This is a genomic window from Pseudoalteromonas sp. ABE4_541, assembly GCF_056312285.1.
Genome location: NZ_JBSVEM010000039.1, coordinates 1 through 18,097, shown reverse-complemented (window position 1 = coordinate 18,097; position 18,097 = coordinate 1). Strand labels below are relative to the sequence as shown.

The following is an 18,097-nucleotide window of genomic DNA, read 5'->3' as shown; positions in this document are numbered from 1 at the left end:
TGAAAGTCTCGGTGATCTGCCGCCAGCAGCTTACCGGGCAAAGTTAGAAAACTCTAGTTTACAGGTGTCTCACTGACGGGGAAGTGGACAAAGTGTTTGCTCACAACGCCCAATATTTTGTTTACCTGATATGCTGGGTTGTAGGTGCATTCAGTTGTTTGCGGATGAGAGGGCTCATTCGATTAGATAGGCGGTATTTTGTTTTTTATAGTATGTATTTTTATAGATGCAATTCGCTTTCCGAAATGGCTTTGGTTGTTTAAAAATTATGTGTACTTTAGCTATACACTTTATCTAATTCATTTTCCGATTTTTTTGTTTGTGTTTTCCTTGGTCGACGAGGTTTACCTAGCATTAAGCCTATTAGAAAAGTTAGCATTTTTATCTGTACTTTTTATAACAACTGTTGGTTTATCAGCTTTTTTGGCAAAAAAATTAGAAACGGTGAAATATTTTAGAAAGATAGTTTTTAACAAATACAAGCCCGTTAAGGTAATTTAGGTCCCCCAAAGTAATTCGGGGCATTAAGAGTTTTTAGAGAAAAAAATGTGTGGAATAGTTGGATTCAATTTTAAAAGCGAAAATAATGACTTCTTGAGTCTTGCTCCTCATAGGGGACCTGATAGCTCTGACTATACGTATATCGGTGGTTATACGTTGGGGCACAACAGACTGGCTGTTGTTGATCACAACGAAGAGTCGAATCAACCTTTTTACTCCGAGTGTGGAAAATATGTCATCGTTTTTAATGGTGAAGTGTATAACCATGCTGATTTACGAAAAGATTTGGCCGGAAAGTACCCATTCAAAACAAAATCCGATACTGAGGCGATGTTATACGCCTATATCGAATATGGTGATGAATTCGTACACAAATTGAGAGGGATGTTTTCTTTTGTAATTTACAATTCAGTTTACGATGAACTGTTTTGTGCAAGAGATAGAATTGGCATAAAACCACTCAATTATTACTTCAAAGATGGCAAGTTCATTTTTGCGAGTGAAATAAATGTAATTGCAAAGCTACTTGAAGAGAAGCCAAGTATCAATCAAGAGGCGATCAGGCAGTACATGAAGTATTTATACGTGCCTTGTCCCGATACGATTTTTACGGATATTAAAAAGTTACCTCCTGGCCATGTTATGAAATTAAAAGATGGAGAGTTAACGAGTAAACCGTATTGGGAAGCATCGCAATTTGTCGGTAAAAACTTAGGTTTAAGCGAAGGTGAAATACTTGAAGAGTTAGATTACCTTTTCGATGATTCTGTTAAGACTCGAATGATCGCTGATGTTGAATTGGGATCGTTTTTAAGTGGTGGCATTGATAGTAGCCTTATTCTTTACTTCATGCAGAAGAATTCGGAAAAGAAAATCAACACCTATACCTTGGGTTTTGAAAATGCCGATAGGTATGATGAGTCTAGCGATGCAATGTTAATGGCGAAGCATTTTAATACTAATCACCAAGAGATATTAATTAAACCTGATGTCGTCAGTCTATTACCTAAAATGGTGAAGCATTTTGGGGAACCTTTCGCTAGCCCAACTTCTTTGCTTATTCATGAGTTAACGAAAGAGACTAAGAAATTTGCAACAGTCGCGCTTGCAGGTGATGGTGGCGATGAGGTTTTTGGTGGTTATCCAAAATATCAGGGGGTTCAATTAGCTGAAAAGTTGAATGCGGTTCCTAAATTTGTATTTAATGGGATTGCAAAGGTTACAGACTTAATCCCAGTGAATACATCAGGCAACCATTTGCCTCGTAGAATAAAAGCATTTGCATCTTCACTTAGTAAAAATGCCGCACAAAGGTATGACGACTGGTCGGCGTACATTAGCGATGAAGATTTAAGTAAGCTATTTAAAGAAGACATCGGTTTTAGCAGTATCGTTTATGATAGCTGGAATTCGTTGGATACTGGTGATGGCATAATCACAAGCTCCCTAGTTGATTTAAGAACATATTTACCCAACGATATGTTGTACTATGGGGATATTATGAGTATGGCAAATGCGTTTGAAGTAAGGTTCCCATTGATTGATCACAACATCGTTGAGTTTATGACAAGTATAGACTCGCAGTGGAGAATCAAAAATGGTCAAACTAAGTACTTAATGAAAAGGTTACTGCAAGGAAAGGTACCTGATCAAATCATCGCGAAGAAAAAACTTGGTCTTAATCCGCCAATGGGCATATGGCTGAAGCGTGATTTAGCGCCATTGTTGGAAGAGTACTTGTCAAAAAGTGTAATCGAAGAGAGAGGGATCTTTGATTATAAATATGTCCAACAGATAATTGATGAATTTACCACTAATAGAAAAGACCGTTCACTTAACTTGTGGGCCATGGTCGTATTAGAAGAATGGTTTAGGCAATATTTAGATTAATTTTAAACAAATCGAGAAACTTAAAGTGACGACTAATAATTATCAAGTCTGTACTAACTGCGTAATGGACACAACGGATTCGAAAATCACTTTTGATGAGAATGGAGTATGCGATCATTGTACTACATTTTACAATGATATAGAGCCTAACTGGCACACAGATGAAAAGGGATGGGCAGAAATCACAAAGATTGCTGCTGACATTAAAAAGGAAGGTGAAGGTAAAGAGTTTGATTGCATTATTGGTATGAGTGGCGGTATTGACAGTTCATACCTAGTTTACTTAGCAAAAGAGAAACTTGGTTTAAGACCATTAGTTTTTCATGTTGACGCTGGTTGGAACTCTCAGCAGGCTGTTCACAACATTGAGCAAATAGTAGATCGACTTGGCTTAGATCTTTATACAGAAGTTATCGATTGGGAAGAAATGAAAGACTTGCAGCTTTCTTTCTTCAAAGCGGGTGTTTCTCATACAGATACGCCGCAAGATCATGCATTCTTTGCGACTATGTACAAGTTTGCTTCGAAGCATAAAATTAAACATATTTTAACGGGCGGTAACTACTCAACAGAGTGTATTCGAAACCCGTTGGAATGGATGTATTTCCAGTCAGACTCTCGTCAGATTAAAGATATTCAAAAGAAGTTTGGTACGAAGAAGCTGAAAAACTTCCCGTTGACAAATATCTTATGGCACAAAATTTACTTGCCATATATCAGAGGGATTAAGTTATATAGGCCACTTGACTTTATGCCTTATGACAAAGAGGAAGCAACGCGGTTTTTAGTTGATAACTACGGTTATCAGCGCTATGCACAAAAACACTTTGAGTCTCGTTTTACACGTTTCTATGAGGCTTATTGGCTGTATAAGAAGTTTGGCTATGACACTCGTAAAGTACAGTACTCTAGCTTGATTGTTACAGGTCAAATGACGCGAGAAGATGCGTTGGAAAGACTCAAAAAGCCACCATATGACCCAGAGACAATCGATGATGATTTCAGCTACATTGCCAACAAGCTTGGTATCACGACTGAAGAACTAAGAGGTTATTTGGAAGCGCCTAACAAAACCTACAAAGATTATAAGAACCAGCAATCTATTTATGATTTAGGTGCAAAGGTAATGAGAAAGCTTGGTCTTGAGAAAGGCGGCAAAAGATGATCGCTATAGTAGATTATGGCTCTGGGAATATTCAGGCCATTCAAAACATATTTACTAAGTTAAAGATTGAGACTTTTTTTGCAAGTACGCCGGAAGATTTAAAAAAGGCGAACAAGATTATCTTGCCAGGTGTTGGCGCTTTTGATGAAGCGATGACACAACTAGAAAAATCAGGAATGAGAGCAGCGCTCGATCACTTTGCGATGGTTGAAAAGAAACCTGTCTTAGGGATTTGTGTTGGTTTACAAATCATGGCGAAAAGCAGTGATGAAGGTGAATTATCTGGGCTTGGCTGGTTTGACGCGTCAGTTAAGAAGTTCGATGAGTCAAAGATAGACTTTAAGCCGAAACTGCCACATATGGGATGGAACGAAATTGAGCCGACAGAATCACATCAGTTGTTAAATGACATAGATTGTGAAAAAGGGTTCTATTTTATCCATTCATATTACTTTGATGCGCACGATCCAAAGGACGTGCTGATCAAAGCTCACTACGGTGATGACTTTTGCTGTGCTGTGAGAAAAGACAATATATTTGGATTTCAATTTCATCCTGAGAAAAGTCACTCAAATGGTATTAACTTATTTAAGAATTTTGCAGAGTTTTAATTATGCTGAGATCAAGAGTATCCCCATGTTTACTTGTTCATAATAAAGGGCTTGTAAAAACTGTAAAATTTAAAGATGCTAAGTATGTTGGGGATCCAATCAATGCAGTTAAAATTTTCAACGAAAAAGAGGTTGATGAACTGATTGTGTTGGATATTGACGCAACAGTTGAAAACAAATCACCCGATTATCAAATGATTAAGCATTTGGCCAATGAGAGTCGTATGCCATTGTGTTATGGAGGAGGTATTAAAACGCCCCAACAAGCACAAGAAATTATTAAACTTGGCGTCGAAAAAGTCGCTATTTCAAGTGAAGCGCTAAGAAATCCATCGGTTCTTAAAGAAATTGCAGGAGTTATAGGAAAACAGAGCGTAGTTGTTGTTTTAGATGTTAAAAAAAACTTTCTTGGCGGGTATGAGATCTACACCCACAATGGAAAGAAAAAAGTTACAAAAAAGTTTGAGCAGATCATATCTGAATTAGAAGAAGTTGGAATCGGTGAGTTAGTTATTAACTCAATTGACCAAGATGGAATGATGAAAGGTTACGACATCAAGTTAGCTGAAAAAGTTCGAGAGCTAGCCAGTGTTCCACTCACAATACTTGGTGGAGCAGGCTCCATTCAAGATATTTTAAAGTTGATTGAAAAGTTTAAAGTTATCGGTGCTTCCGCTGGGAGTCTTTTTGTTTTTAAAGGTATTTATAAAGCGGTACTTATTAACTATATGACTCAAGACGCCCTCGCAAAAGTTAGAGAGATCGCACGCTCACAACAAGGAAAGTAAAATGAAACAAATTCTTCAAGATATGGCGAAAGGTGGCTCATCAATAGTGGAGTCACCAGTACCTCGAGATAATAAAAATCACTTAATTATTAATACAACAACTACACTAATCTCAGCTGGAACAGAGCGGATGCTAGTCGATTTTGGTAAAGCAAATCTAATCGATAAGGCACGTTCACAACCCGATAAAGTCAAAATGGTGCTCGAAAAAGTACAAACTAATGGCTTGATGACAACTCTAGATGCTGTTAAATCCAAACTCGCTCAACCTTTACCTTTAGGGTATTGTAATGTTGGTTGTGTTCATAGTTTAGGTAAAGAGGTCGATGATTTTAAGGTAGGGGATCGAGTCGTATCAAATGGCCCACATGCTGATGTAGTTCGAGTTAGCAAAAACCTAGTTGCAAAAATTCCAGATAATGTTTCTGATGAAGAAGCCTCATTTACGGTTGTTGCAAGTATTGGATTGCAAGGTATACGTTTAGCCAACCCAACTATGGGTGAATGCTTCGTAGTTACCGGTGTAGGTCTAATTGGCTTACTAACAGTTCAAATGTTACGAGCTCAGGGCTGTAGAGTTTTAGCAATAGATTATGATCAAGCTAAGCTGGAGTTGGCCAGAGAGTTTGGAGCTGAGACTTGTAATCCTGGAAAAGGCGAAGATCCTGTTGCCGTGGGGCTTGAATTTAGTAGAGGTGTAGGTGTCGATGGCGTTATCATCACTGCATCTACCAAGTCTAATGATCCGGTTACACAAGCTGCGAGAATGAGCCGCAAACGGGGTCGAATTATACTTGTTGGTGTTACAGGGCTAGAATTGAGCCGTGCCGATTTCTATGAAAAGGAATTAACATTTCAAGTATCATGTTCTTATGGACCAGGCCGTTACGATCCCAGTTATGAAGAGCAAGGAAATGACTACCCACTTGCGTTTGTACGCTGGACAGAACAGCGTAACTTTGAAGCTATTCTTGATATGATGGCAGGTGGTCAGTTAAATGTTGAGCCATTAATTACACATCGCTTTAAGTTTGAAAATGCAAGTGATGCATATGAGCTACTTACTTCGGATAAAAGTGCCTTGGGAATATTATTGCAGTTTGAGTCAGAACCCGAAGCTCGGCACGTTAAAACTGTATCATTGAATCCTGCAATAAATTATCAATCAAATGAACCTGTAATAGGTTTTATTGGTGCCGGTAATTATGCTTCAAGAGTATTAATACCGGCCTTTAAGAAAGCTGGAGCGCAACTTCATAGCATCTCTACCTCTGGTGGGATCAACGGAGTAATTCATGGTGAGAAATCGGGCTTTGTAGAAGCAACTACCGACACACAAGCCATGATTAACAATGATGATATTAACACTGTTGCTATCGTCACTCAGCACAATAGCCATGCAGCTTTTGTCAAGGCAGCTCTTGAGGCTGGTAAAAATATATTTGTAGAGAAACCATTGGCAATCAACTATGAAGAATTAGGTGAAGTTGAGGCTGCTTATAAAGAGGCTTGTGAGAAGGGTATAACACCTAAGTTAATGGTTGGCTTTAATCGTCGTTTTTCACCTCAAGTGCAAAAAATAAAACAGTTACTTGAGCCAATAAAAGAGCCAAAATCCTTTATTATGACCATGAACGCTGGTGCTATTCCAGCTAGCCATTGGACTCAAGATACAAATATAGGTGGGGGTAGGATCATTGGTGAGGCCTGTCACTTTGTTGACTTAATGCGCTTTTTAGCCGGAAGTGAAATTGTTTCTGTTCAAGCTCGAAGAATGGGTGACACTGACTCGGTAGAAGTAACTGAAGATAAGGCCGCAATAATTTTAGGCTTTTCCGACGGGTCATTTGGTACTATCCATTACTTTGCGAATGGTTCAGCTAGTTTTCCTAAAGAACGTGTTGAGGTATTTACCAATGGTAAAGTCTTACAGCTGGATAATTTTGTCAAATTAAGAGCTTATGGTTTTAAAGGATTTAAGAAAATGAACCTTTGGAAACAAGATAAAGGGCAAGGCCTATGTTCTAAATTATTTCTTGACTCTATTCGAGATGGCCAATGCGCACCAATTTCTATAGATGAAATCTTTGAAGTGGCAAAAATTTCAATAGATATTGCTGAGCAATTAAGAAATCAATGAGAACTAAAATAAAAATGCTACTTAAGATATTTCATACTCTAAAATATCTTAAGTTTAAGCAGGTCTACTATAGAGCTTTTTATAAGCTAGTAAAACCAAAAGTATCTAAAGCAGTTTCTCCACAGCACCATACTTGGGTCTGGAATGGCCCAGAACTTAATTCACAAAGTATACTCACAAATACGAAAGTAGAGTTTTTAAATCAGCCTGGAGATATATCAACTTCAGCAGACTGGAACTGCCAGAGTAAAAGTAAACTTTGGTTGTATAACCTTCATTATTTTGATGATTTTAGCGCACGGAACTCAATTGATAGGCATGATTTACACAGAGCCTTGATCGAGCGGTGGATAGATGAAAACCCTCCTTGTTTGGGAAACGGCTGGGAACCTTATCCTATTTCATTACGTCTCGTGAATTGGGTGAAGTGGTGCAGCAAGCAAAAAACGGTCTCCCCCTTATATAAGCGAAGTATGCTTGAGCAAGCCGATGCGCTTGTCCAACAACTCGAATATCATATTTTAGGTAATCACTTATTTGCTAATGCTAAAGCTTTGATATTTGTGGGTGCTTATTTAAGTGGTAGCCAAGCAGAGCGCTATTTAAGAATTGGTACTGATATATTAGAAAAAGAGTTGGCAGAGCAGTTTTTAGATGATGGTGCACATTTTGAATTATCTCCAATGTACCACGAAATTTTACTCTGGGATCTGCTGGAATTAATTGACTTAGCTAATACAAGTGACAGCGATTTCTTAAGAAATTATCTAGAGCGATGGAAAGTGCTAGCAGAAAAAGCTCTTAGCTGGCTTCAAGCAATGGTGCATCCAGATGGCGAGATTAGCTTTTTTAATGATGCGGCTATAGGGGTTGCTAAGCGGCCTAAAGAGATAATTAATTATGCTAAAAAGCTTGGCTTATCAATTGATTTTAATTGTAATAACTTGATTACACATCCAGCAAGTGGTTATAGCAGAGTTACCTTCGATAACTATAGCCTTATTTTTGATCATGCCAATGTAGGGCCCGATTATTTACCGGGTCACGCACATGCTGATACTTTAAGTTTTGAATTATCCATTGGTATGCAAAGAGTTTTTGTAAATTCAGGTACTTCATTATATGGCGTTAGCAAAGAGCGTATCAGGCAGCGTGGAACCGCAGCTCATAATACTGTTGTTGTAGAGAATACCAACTCCTCACAAGTTTGGTCCGGCTTTAGAGTTGCTAAACGAGCTTATGCAAAGCTAAAAACAGCAATGCTTGCTAATGGTAGTGCAATTTTTGTTGCAAGCCACGATGGTTACCTTAAACAAAGTCCTAAAGTTACTCATACTAGAAAATTAGAATGTTCGAATAGCTACATAAAAATCAGTGATGATCTATCAAGCGCAAAAGCTGCTTGTTTCCACTTGCATGTTCATCCTGAGCTTAATGTTGTGGACACCTCAGATCATGAGTGTGATATTTTCATGAAAAATAGTAGGCTATGCACTTTGTTTAGCAAACATCCTTTAGAGGTTAAAGAAAGTACATGGCATCCAGAATTTGGAAAGTCAGTTGTAAACAAAAAAATTGAGATTAGTTTTGATAATGGTAGCTTACAAACTGAAATAAAAATAATTAAGGGATTGGTGTGAGAATACTCGTTTTATCTTTTTACTTTAGACCAGATCTTTGTGCAGGTTCATTTAGAGCTAGTGCTTTGGTTGAGGAGCTAAAACAGCAGCAAGGTGTTGAAATTGATGTGATCACAACTATGCCTAACCGCTATGCGAGCTTTAGTGCAGGAGCAGAACAAACAGAGGTCGACGACAATGTAAGAGTGCGCCGCGTGGAGCTACCCTCACATAAAAGTGGCATGCTTGATCAAATAAAATCCTTTTTTTCTTTTTATAAACAAGCTAACCAAGCAATTAAAGGTGAACAGTATGATTTAGTTTTTGCTACTAGCTCTAGGTTATTTACTGCATTTTTGGGAGCTAGAATAGCTAGAAGAAAAAATCTACCTCTCTATTTAGATATACGTGATATTTTTGTCGATACCATAAAAGATGTATTAAACCCTAAGCTAGCATTCATCATTAAGCCAATTTTGAGTGTGGTTGAGAATTACACATTCTCAAATGCAGAACACATTAACCTCGTATCTAAAGGTTTTGAGGAATACTTTTCTTCACGATACAAAAAGCCTACATACACATTTTTTACCAATGGAATAGATAAAGAGTTTTTAAGCTTTAAAGATAAAAGTGCAAATTCTGCAGATAGTAATGGAATAAAAACAGTTTTGTATGCTGGTAACATAGGTGAAGGACAAGGGTTAAATACCATCTTTCCAGAACTTGCTCAAGCAGCTAAAGAACAATACCATTTTAAAATTATTGGTGATGGTGGGCGAAAAAATATACTTCTCGCCAATTGTAAAGGGGTTGAAAATATCTCCTTTTACCCACCGGTTAATAGAAAGCAACTTCTAGAAGAGTATGGCAAAGCTGATGTACTATTTTTGCACTTGAATGATTATTCTGCTTTTGAAAAAGTGCTACCTTCTAAAGTGTTTGAGTATGCAGCTACAGGGAAACCAATTCTTGCTGGTGTTAGTGGATATGCTGCGAAATTCATTCAAGAAGAAATAAGTAATGGGGCTGTGTTCTATCCAGGGGATGATAAGGCTGCCCTAAGTGCGTTAAGTGACTTAAATCGTCATTATACTGACAGGAAAAACTTCATCTCTAAGTACACTCGTTCAAATATTATGAAAAAAATGTCAGAATCAATTTTGTCATATCGAGACGAAAAATGAATAGTTTATTGATCACAGGTTATTCTGGCTTTGTCGGTAGTCTGTTAGCAAGGGAGCTTAAGAGCACTAACACGTTGAAGCTTTTGGGCCGAAAAGAATCTAACCTTGGGCAAGTTTATAAACATAATATAGATGAGAACTCTGACTACTCCGATGCGCTGAGTGGTGTGACTTGCGTTATACATTGTGCTGCACGTGTTCACATAATGAAAGATCGCTCTGTCGACCCCTTAGCTGATTATAGAGCTGTGAACACTTACGGTACATTAAATTTAGCTAAGCAAGCTGCGAAAGCTAAAGTAAAACGTTTTATATTTATTAGCACCATAAAAGTGAATGGAGAAAGTACCACAGGAAGATCAGCGTTTACTTCATTAGATACACCAAAACCTGAAGACTTTTATGGTGTTTCTAAGTTAGAGGCAGAACAATTGCTAATAGAGCTTGGTAAAGAAACAGGGATGGAGATCGTTATTGTGCGTCCACCGCTTGTTTATGGAGAAGGTGTGAAAGCTAATTTTGCATCTTTAATGAAACTTGTAGGTGAGGGAGTGCCATTACCATTCAGGTTAATAAACAGTAACAAACGCAGTTTGGTATCTGTTTATAACTTTGTGGATCTAATCAAAGTGTGTATTGAACATCCAAGAGCCGCTAATCAAATTTTCTTAGTGAGTGATGATAATGATATATCAACTGCTGAAATGGTGTCGCTCATGGCGAGAGTGCAAAGTAAGCCAAATCTTTCACTTCCAGTGCCTTTATGGTGTTTTCATTTAGTCGGGATACTGTTTGGTAAGCAGGGGTTCGTTGATAGGTTAACGGGATCATTGCAAATAGATATCACTCATACAAAGAACACTTTAAATTGGAAACCTCCATACTCCATCGAACAGGGTTTCAAACTTTCAGCTAAAAATTAAGACATGGAATATTCAATGATACGTTTACTCGACTTTTTATTTGCCTTATTTGGCCTTTTATTCGCACTTCCTTTCTTGGTTATTTTATACGTTATTGGCCTATTTGATACTGGCTCTCCAATCTTTACTCAAGAGCGTGTAGGTAGGAATAAAAAGCCATTTATTTTAGTAAAGGTTAGAACAATGAAAGTAGATACGGCTTCTGTGGCAAGTCACCTTGCGAGTACCTCTTCGATTACACCATTTGGGCATTTTCTTCGCAAAACAAAATTAGATGAACTTCCTCAGCTATGGAATGTGCTTAAAGGAGAAATGAGTTTAGTAGGACCACGACCTGGTCTTTTTAACCAAGAAGAATTAACCGCAGCACGCGAAGCTAAAGGTATTTACTCTGTTAGACCAGGTATAACAGGACTCGCTCAGGTTAATCAAATCGACATGTCTACCCCGGAGTTGCTTGCCGAAACTGACCGCAAAATGATTGAACACCTGTCACTGTCAAGCTATTTCAGGATAATATTTATGACAATATCAGGAAAAGGTGCGGGGGATAGAGTTAATAAGCAATTGAAATAAAACTAGCATTTGCAGAATCGAGATGTCTGGTATTTATTTTGTATCTTTTTTTTCTATAAGTCGAAGCTTGTACTAGTCTTTTAATCGCTTGGTTTTATTTACTGATTAGAATAACAAGGAAACACGATGGATAGTTGGTTTCGCGCCTTACTAGGCGCTTCTCGTAGCCAAAAACGACTTATTACTTTAGCACTAGACTCTGTTTTTATTATATCAGCTTTTTGGTTGGCGCTAATTGTTAGGCTCGATAGCATTGCTCCTTTAACTGTCACCAAAAATTGGGTGTTATTGGCTATTCTTTTACCAGTAAGTTTGTTTGTTTTTGTCCGCTTAGGGCTTTATCGTGCTGTTCTGCGTTATGTTGGTGCTAATGCCGTTGGGGCGGTAGTTCTTGGTACCGCTGTTAGTACAGTGGTGTTGGTCATGGCGGCGTTTTTTACTCAAACTACAATTCCCCGCACTATGCCTATTATTTACGGCTGGTTGATGGTGTTATCGCTAGGTGGTTCGCGTATTTTGGTGCGGGCGCTTATTTGGCGCTTATCTGTGGAGACTAAAACGCCAGTAGTGATTTACGGTGCTGGAGATGCCGGCCGGCAGTTAGCAACGGCGCTCGCGACTGGTCCAGACTATTATGTTACTGCATACCTTGATGATGACACTGCCAAACATAATGCTGTTATCCAGGGGATCCAAGTTGTTGCCTTTGATGATATTTATAATTTAATAGACAAAAAAAGAGTTAAAAAGGTGTTGCTGGCATTGCCTAGTGTGCCGCGCTCTCGCCGTAAAGAAATACTCACTAAGTTAGAAAAGCTGCCACTTGAGGTAATGACAGTGCCGGGCATGGCTGATGTTATCGACGGTAAAGCACAATTGGATGAAATCAAAGAAGTTGAAATTGAAGACCTATTGGGCAGAGACCCAGTAACACCCAAACCAGAGCTGATGGCTGCAAATATTAAAGATAAAGTCGTTATGGTGACTGGTGCCGGTGGTTCTATTGGTTCTGAGCTATGCAGGCAAATTATATTAAATAGACCTAGCAAGCTAGTGCTTTTTGAGGTGTCGGAGTTTGGTTTATATAGCATTGAAAAGGAACTGAATCAGCTTGCATTGAATAAAGGCGTATCATTGGAAATAGTACCAGTGATGGGGTCTATACAACGTATCAACCGTATTGAAACTTGTATGAAAGCCTTTGGTGTGCAAACTGTCTATCATGCTGCGGCCTATAAGCATGTACCGCTTGTAGAGCAAAATGTGGTTGAGGGTGTTCGCAATAATGTATTTGGTACATATTATACGGGTAAAGCTGCTATTAAAGCGGGAGTAGAGACCTTTGTATTAATCTCTACAGACAAAGCAGTGCGGCCTACCAATGTGATGGGCGCGACTAAGCGCATGGCAGAGCTTGTGTTACAAGCTTTTGCTGAGAGTAAAATAACGGCAAAAAATACCCGTTTTTGTATGGTGCGCTTTGGCAATGTGCTTGGTTCTAGTGGCTCCGTTGTGCCTCTATTCCGTAAGCAGATTAGAGAAGGTGGACCAATTACCTTAACGCATAAAGATATCAGCCGGTTTTTTATGACCATACCGGAAGCTGCGCAGTTAGTTATTCAGGCGGGTGCCATGGGTAAGGGTGGTGACGTATTTGTGTTAGATATGGGCGAGTCTGTCAAGATCAAGGATTTAGCGACCAAAATGGTGCACCTTTCTGGCTTAGAGGTCAAATCAGAGTCAAACCCTCATGGCGATATTGAAATTGAATGTACCGGCTTGCGTCCTGGTGAAAAGTTATATGAAGAGTTATTGATTGGTGACAATGTTGAAGAGACTTGTCACCCGCGGATCATGGCGGCCAATGAAGTAAAATTGCCGATGTCAGAGCTAGAAGACTTTATGAGTGCAATGGATACGGCTTGTCATAACTTTGATCATGAGCTTATCCGTAAATTGTTGTTAGAAGCGCCTACAGACTTTAATCCTACAGACGGTATTTGTGATTTGGTGTGGAATGAAAAGCATCAGATGCTGGATGCTCAGCCAGAAGACGAGAAAAAAGTTGTTAACTTTAGAAAACCTTAATATCTAGTGAGCCCGTAGATTAACAGTGAAAAGGTTTCAACTGATGTGTTTACTGAAACTTAAGCTAAATTGCTTTTGTACATATTAGAGGTCAATAGCTTGGGTTTTTCTATACTTAGTTGTACGATAGCTTAATAACTCTTGTAATCGCGGTAGAGGTAGTTGCTTGTCTCTATCTCAATTGAACCAAAAATTTAAAACTATAAATTGGTCTGTATACATGTCAAAAATAAATAAGATCTTTGCAGTTAGCGTTGTTCTTGCTAGTGCGCCTGTTTTAGCTGATAGTCAAACTACGAGCTATTCTTCACTTGCAGGTTATACTGGCCTCTTTAATACCCCAAATGCTGAAATATTAAAAAAAGGTGTTGTTGACTTTGGCTACAATAATCAATTAGATCTTCGTGGTGTTGAATATGTTGATGGGCATAACTTCATCTTCTCTGCAGGCGTTTACGATGGTCTTGAAGTAAGTGGTCAGATTGCATCGAACACAATGCATGACAATATGTTTAAAAAAGAAGGTCAAACGCGAGACCTTTCTTTTAATCTTAAATATCAAATCCCTTATATTCCAAAAAATTGGTTTAACTTGGCTGTCGGCGGTAAAGATTTAGGCGGTGCGGCAAACAACTACGAGACTTACTATTTAGCCGGTTCACGTGAATGGAATGATTTTAGGTTTTCAGCAGGCTTTGCAGTCAGCGACCGCACTACAGGGCAAATGGATGGTGCTTTTGCAGGTGTTGAATGGCAACCATTAGATTGGTTTGCATTGCAGGTTGAGCATGATGCGGATGCTGTAAATGCAGGCTTACGTTTAACTGTGCCTAAGGAGTGGATTTACGATGTAGGCACTTTAACGCTCTCCAGTAAGTTTTATAGTAATACAGATCACGCCGATAAGGATACTTACTGGGGTTTAAACTTCTCGATGCCTTTGTTTGTGCAAGCGACACTCAATGACCCGACAGAAGCTGCACCTGCGCCTATTTTAGATAACCATAAAAAACGAGAAGCTGCGTTCACAGCGCATTATCAAAAGCAGCGAGAACTTGCGCAAAAGCCATTAGAAGAAGCAAAAAAAGAAGTCTCTGAGCGAGATAAATTTAGTAAGTCGCTTACTTTACAAACTCGCGAGCTTAAAAATGCGTTACTTGATGATGGCTTTGAGGCGGTGAGTGTTGGTTTTAACCAGGAGCCACATATAGTTGTAAGTTTTGAGAACTTTGTATTTAACCGAAATGACATTGACGCAATAGGACTAGTGTTAGGGCGTATTGCAGAGCACATTGATGAGCCTGATGCAAAATACAGCATTCAGCTTTTAAATCGTGGCATGGCAATGCTTTTTGTGCGAGGTAATGTTGATAACTACCGTGAGTTTATAAACAGCAGCACCACACCAGATATGGATATACGCCGTGGAGAAATGGAACCGCTTGGCAGTGTATCTTGGGTTGGTATGCCAAATGCGAATAGCCCTTACTTTAAGCCTCGTTTAACGATAGGGCCAGCGTTAAATAAACGTACAGCAACAGAGCTTGGCGTGTATGATTTCTCGCTGGCTGTAAAAGCCGATTTAGACTTACCCATGTGGTATGGGGGTGGCTTAAGTGTCAGCGCTCAATCTGAACTCGCAAAAACCGATGATTACGAGCAAGGTAAAGCATTTGGTAAATTAGCTGAAAAAGATGGTATAACTCAAGCCACGCTATACCAAAGTTTTGCACTGCCTTACGGTATTTATAATCAAACTCATGTTGGGTTCTTTAGAGAGTTTAACCATGATTATACTGGCATAAAAAATGAAACGGTTTGGCTTAGTAACAATGGTCGCCATCAATTTACAGCAGATGTTGGTTATCTAGAATATCAAGATTATGATTTGGACCGTGATTATCAAGCATTAGAGTATCGTTATAATTGGATTGAAAAAGACGTCAGTTTTCATGCAACAGCTGGGCGCTTCTTTTATGATGATAGCGGTGTGAAAGTTGAAACTCGTTTTTGGTTTGGGGATAGTTATATTTCTGTATTTGTACAAGATACAGATGTGCAGGTTGCAGGGGTATCTTTTAGTATTCCTTTAACGCCGCGTAAAGATATGGCTGTAACGAGTTATGGGCAAATTAAAGGCAATGAAGCTTGGCGTCATAGTGTAAGTACTCGTATCGGTGAGTCGCACAATAATGTAACAATAGGCAGAGCTGAGCAAATAGAGACACCACTAAACATAACTAAAACTTTGTTAAATCAAGGGAGGTTGTCGAGTAGCTATATTTATGCAAACTTGGCGCGTTTACGTGAGGTGTATTTAACTCACCGTTAGATGAACGTATATGGATAGTAGGGTAATGTAACTTTAATGTTGGGTAAGTTTATGAATTGGTATAAGTTCTGGTGGTTTTTATCAAGAGGTGCTTGTATAATTTATCAACTACTCTTACTCTATTTGGTGATGTAATAATTTTGCTACTCAGATCTACAGTTGTCTTATTGGTAGCATAAAAAATTAAGTTGATGCACAAAGCAAATGCGTTGTTACTTTTTGCTGGCGAATCATAACTAAGTGGCTTGCTTAAAAAGTAGGCTATAGTAGATGTTGTTGAAAATTATCAATAGGAACAGGTGGCAATAAACACAAAGTTTCCTATAGTATAAATTTGAATTTCAAACTCTGCGGGGGTTGTTTGGGCTCTTGCAAAAAAAATGGAACAAGGACTAATCATGCTTGCTAATAAAAAATCACTTCTGGCGCTGTCTATCGCCGCTTCTCTTACGTTAACTGGTTGTTTTAGTGACAACGATAATAATGTTAAGGTTACTCCGCCAGAGCCTACTGAGCCGGTAACTGAAGTTGTACCTCCTTCTGATTTGGTCACTGCTCAGCCTGCGAAAGTTTTTTCGGTGAGCGTTATCGACTCAGGTAATGCTGATGTATTGGAAGGGGCGACGGTTTCTTTCTTGGTTAATGGTGTTGCTGCTACGAGCTTGACTGATGTAAATGGTGCAGATATAGCCTCAGTAACCATCGACGAATCAGGTAGCTTTACATTTTTGAGCAAAGAAGGTGCAAGCGGTGAAGTCACTGCAGTTGTATCACAAACTGGCTACGTAGCTAAAAGCTTCCTCGTTGATTTGTCGGCTGAAGTTGATGAAGGGGTGAATGATATTCCACTTCAGTTTGCATTAGTTAAAGTTGCTGGTAACAGCTTGAAAGAAACAAGCGAACCTGTTGCGGTTAATGGTGCAGTAACGACTGCTGCTGTTACTGTAAAATCTGATACAGCAAGTGGTACTGGTAATGCAGGGGTGACAGTTGATGCAAGCACTGAATTAAGAGATGCGTCAGGTGCTGCGGTTTCTGGTGGAGATGTAACGTTAAGCGTATTAGCAGCAGACTCAAGTGACAATAGTGTTGGTGCTATTATTCCTGAAGGGTTGAATGCAGCTGGTGCTACGCAAATTGCAACCCCAGTCGGTGTTACGAACGTTAGCATGCGTGCAGGCACCACTAAAGTTAAGCAATTTAGTAAGCCTATAACAGTAACGGCAACCTTGCCAGCAGGTAGTAGTGTTGCGGTTAATGATGAGCTAGATATTGCTTCGCACAATGAAGATACGGGTGAGTGGCAAAGCGAGACGAATAAAGCTAAAGTTACGGCGCAAAATGCGAATGGCACTTTTACAGCTGAATTTCAAACCGATCACTTAACTTTCTTCTCAATTAACAGAAGTGCACCAGTGTGTCAAAATGGAGTTTCTATTAACGTTACAAGTGGTACCGTACCACCTCGCGGCTTAGCTGTCTCGTTAACATCATCTGATGGCTCAATTGGTAGTTACCTGCGTGGTAATTCGAAACAAATAGTCTCAGGAAACGCAACTGCACGTTATGGTATTAGTGCGACAGCTAAAGCAAATGTGAGAGTTTATGATTACTCAGGAAATGATTGGTATAACTCAAATGGTGAAGTTGATGTTTGTGGTACTATTCCTGTTCAGTTAAGTAACCCGGTTCAAACATTTGATGCTGACTTTACATTAGCGGGGACATGTTCAGACACAACAAATGGTAATGTTGCTGTGGATTTATCGGGCTCAGTCGTCACTTATGCTAAGAATGGTAAAGCAGCATCAGTCGCTTCATCGCTTGGTAACTCTACATTTAGATTGTCAGGTTTAGAGGCAAATTCGGCGTACACGATTCGTACAACTGTACGTGGTGCGCAAGTTGCTGGTGGTGGTCAATCTGTAGTGACTAATACAACTACAGGCGCTGCAACTAGCCCTATCTCTCAAGCGGTTAGTGTAACTTGTGAGACGCGTGTCGTAACTGGTGGTTAATACCATTCAGATAATCACAGCTACTTATATCTGAACGGATATTGGCTTAGAATATAAGGAACCGAACGTTTCAACGTTCGGTTCTTTCTTTTTTAGATAAAATAAAGTGTTCTATATCGGCCCAAATTTACTTCGAGATACCCTTAGCTCTATATAAGCTCTAGCTCATTTTGTCCACTTCCCTTAACATGAGACATGTTTAATTAGAGTTTTCTGTAATATCACAAACAGGAGACAACAATGAAAAAGTCACGTTTTA

General features: G+C 39.1%; 12 protein-coding genes. All 12 read left to right on the top strand.

Annotation, left to right across the window (positions count from 1 at the left end):
- Nucleotides 1-546: 546 nt before the first annotated feature.
- The 12 genes from asnB to ACW689_RS21250 all read left to right on the top strand — a co-directional run bounded on the left by asnB (nucleotide 547) and on the right by ACW689_RS21250 (nucleotide 17,838).
- A complete protein-coding gene (gene asnB / locus ACW689_RS21305) occupies nucleotides 547-2,391 on the top strand; it encodes an asparagine synthase (glutamine-hydrolyzing) (RefSeq protein WP_476294404.1) in 1,845 nt (614 codons plus the stop codon).
- A 25-nt stretch (nucleotides 2,392-2,416) separates the two neighbouring features.
- Nucleotides 2,417-3,556: an N-acetyl sugar amidotransferase gene (locus tag ACW689_RS21300; protein ID WP_476294403.1), complete on the top strand. Its 1,140-nt coding sequence runs from the start codon at nucleotides 2,417-2,419 to the stop codon at nucleotides 3,554-3,556.
- Nucleotides 3,553-4,167, top strand: a complete 615-nt coding sequence (gene hisH, locus ACW689_RS21295; protein ID WP_476294401.1) for an imidazole glycerol phosphate synthase subunit HisH — start codon at nucleotides 3,553-3,555, stop codon at nucleotides 4,165-4,167. Before ACW689_RS21300 ends, hisH begins: the two co-directional genes overlap by 4 nt.
- Before the next feature lie 2 nt (nucleotides 4,168-4,169).
- Nucleotides 4,170-4,955, top strand: a complete 786-nt coding sequence (locus tag ACW689_RS21290; protein WP_476294399.1) for an AglZ/HisF2 family acetamidino modification protein — start codon at nucleotides 4,170-4,172, stop codon at nucleotides 4,953-4,955.
- A 1-nt stretch (nucleotide 4,956) separates the two neighbouring features.
- Nucleotides 4,957-7,095 (top strand): bi-domain-containing oxidoreductase, encoded by a 2,139-nt coding sequence (locus ACW689_RS21285; RefSeq protein ID WP_476294397.1) that lies wholly within the window; start codon nucleotides 4,957-4,959, stop codon nucleotides 7,093-7,095.
- Entirely contained in the window at nucleotides 7,092-8,735 is a 1,644-nt protein-coding gene (locus ACW689_RS21280) for a heparinase II/III family protein (RefSeq protein ID WP_476294395.1), read from the top strand. Before ACW689_RS21285 ends, ACW689_RS21280 begins: the two co-directional genes overlap by 4 nt.
- Nucleotides 8,732-9,901, top strand: a complete 1,170-nt coding sequence (locus tag ACW689_RS21275) for a glycosyltransferase family 4 protein (protein ID WP_476294393.1) — start codon at nucleotides 8,732-8,734, stop codon at nucleotides 9,899-9,901. The genes ACW689_RS21280 and ACW689_RS21275 overlap by 4 nt, the downstream gene beginning before the upstream one ends.
- Nucleotides 9,898-10,824, top strand: coding sequence for a UDP-glucose 4-epimerase family protein (locus ACW689_RS21270; RefSeq protein ID WP_476294391.1), 927 nt, complete (start codon nucleotides 9,898-9,900; stop codon nucleotides 10,822-10,824). The genes ACW689_RS21275 and ACW689_RS21270 overlap by 4 nt, the downstream gene beginning before the upstream one ends.
- A gap of 15 nt (nucleotides 10,825-10,839) precedes the next feature.
- Nucleotides 10,840-11,400 (top strand): sugar transferase, encoded by a 561-nt coding sequence (locus tag ACW689_RS21265; protein WP_476294389.1) that lies wholly within the window; start codon nucleotides 10,840-10,842, stop codon nucleotides 11,398-11,400.
- Nucleotides 11,401-11,526: 126 nt separating this feature from the next.
- Entirely contained in the window at nucleotides 11,527-13,488 is a 1,962-nt protein-coding gene (locus tag ACW689_RS21260) for a polysaccharide biosynthesis protein (RefSeq protein WP_476294387.1), read from the top strand.
- 220 nt (nucleotides 13,489-13,708) lie between these two features.
- Nucleotides 13,709-15,820: a YjbH domain-containing protein gene (locus ACW689_RS21255; RefSeq protein WP_476294385.1), complete on the top strand. Its 2,112-nt coding sequence runs from the start codon at nucleotides 13,709-13,711 to the stop codon at nucleotides 15,818-15,820.
- Between the two features lie 398 nt (nucleotides 15,821-16,218).
- A complete protein-coding gene (locus ACW689_RS21250) occupies nucleotides 16,219-17,838 on the top strand; it encodes a hypothetical protein (RefSeq protein WP_476294383.1) in 1,620 nt (539 codons plus the stop codon).
- Nucleotides 17,839-18,097 lie beyond the last annotated feature (259 nt).

Excerpts from the sequence above, each read along its gene's own strand:
- ACW689_RS21250 (WP_476294383.1), top strand. The coding sequence starts at position 16,219 with ATGCTTGCTAATAAAAAATCACTTCTGGCGCTGTCTATCGCCGCTTCT.
- ACW689_RS21265 (WP_476294389.1), top strand. The coding sequence starts at position 10,840 with ATGATACGTTTACTCGACTTTTTATTTGCCTTATTTGGCCTTTTATTC.
- hisH (WP_476294401.1), top strand. The coding sequence starts at position 3,553 with ATGATCGCTATAGTAGATTATGGCTCTGGGAATATTCAGGCCATTCAA.
- ACW689_RS21270 (WP_476294391.1), top strand. The coding sequence starts at position 9,898 with ATGAATAGTTTATTGATCACAGGTTATTCTGGCTTTGTCGGTAGTCTG.
- ACW689_RS21255 (WP_476294385.1), top strand. The coding sequence starts at position 13,709 with ATGTCAAAAATAAATAAGATCTTTGCAGTTAGCGTTGTTCTTGCTAGT.
- ACW689_RS21285 (WP_476294397.1), top strand. The coding sequence starts at position 4,957 with ATGAAACAAATTCTTCAAGATATGGCGAAAGGTGGCTCATCAATAGTG.
- ACW689_RS21280 (WP_476294395.1), top strand. The coding sequence starts at position 7,092 with ATGAGAACTAAAATAAAAATGCTACTTAAGATATTTCATACTCTAAAA.
- asnB (WP_476294404.1), top strand. The coding sequence starts at position 547 with ATGTGTGGAATAGTTGGATTCAATTTTAAAAGCGAAAATAATGACTTC.
- ACW689_RS21260 (WP_476294387.1), top strand. The coding sequence starts at position 11,527 with ATGGATAGTTGGTTTCGCGCCTTACTAGGCGCTTCTCGTAGCCAAAAA.
- ACW689_RS21290 (WP_476294399.1), top strand. The coding sequence starts at position 4,170 with ATGCTGAGATCAAGAGTATCCCCATGTTTACTTGTTCATAATAAAGGG.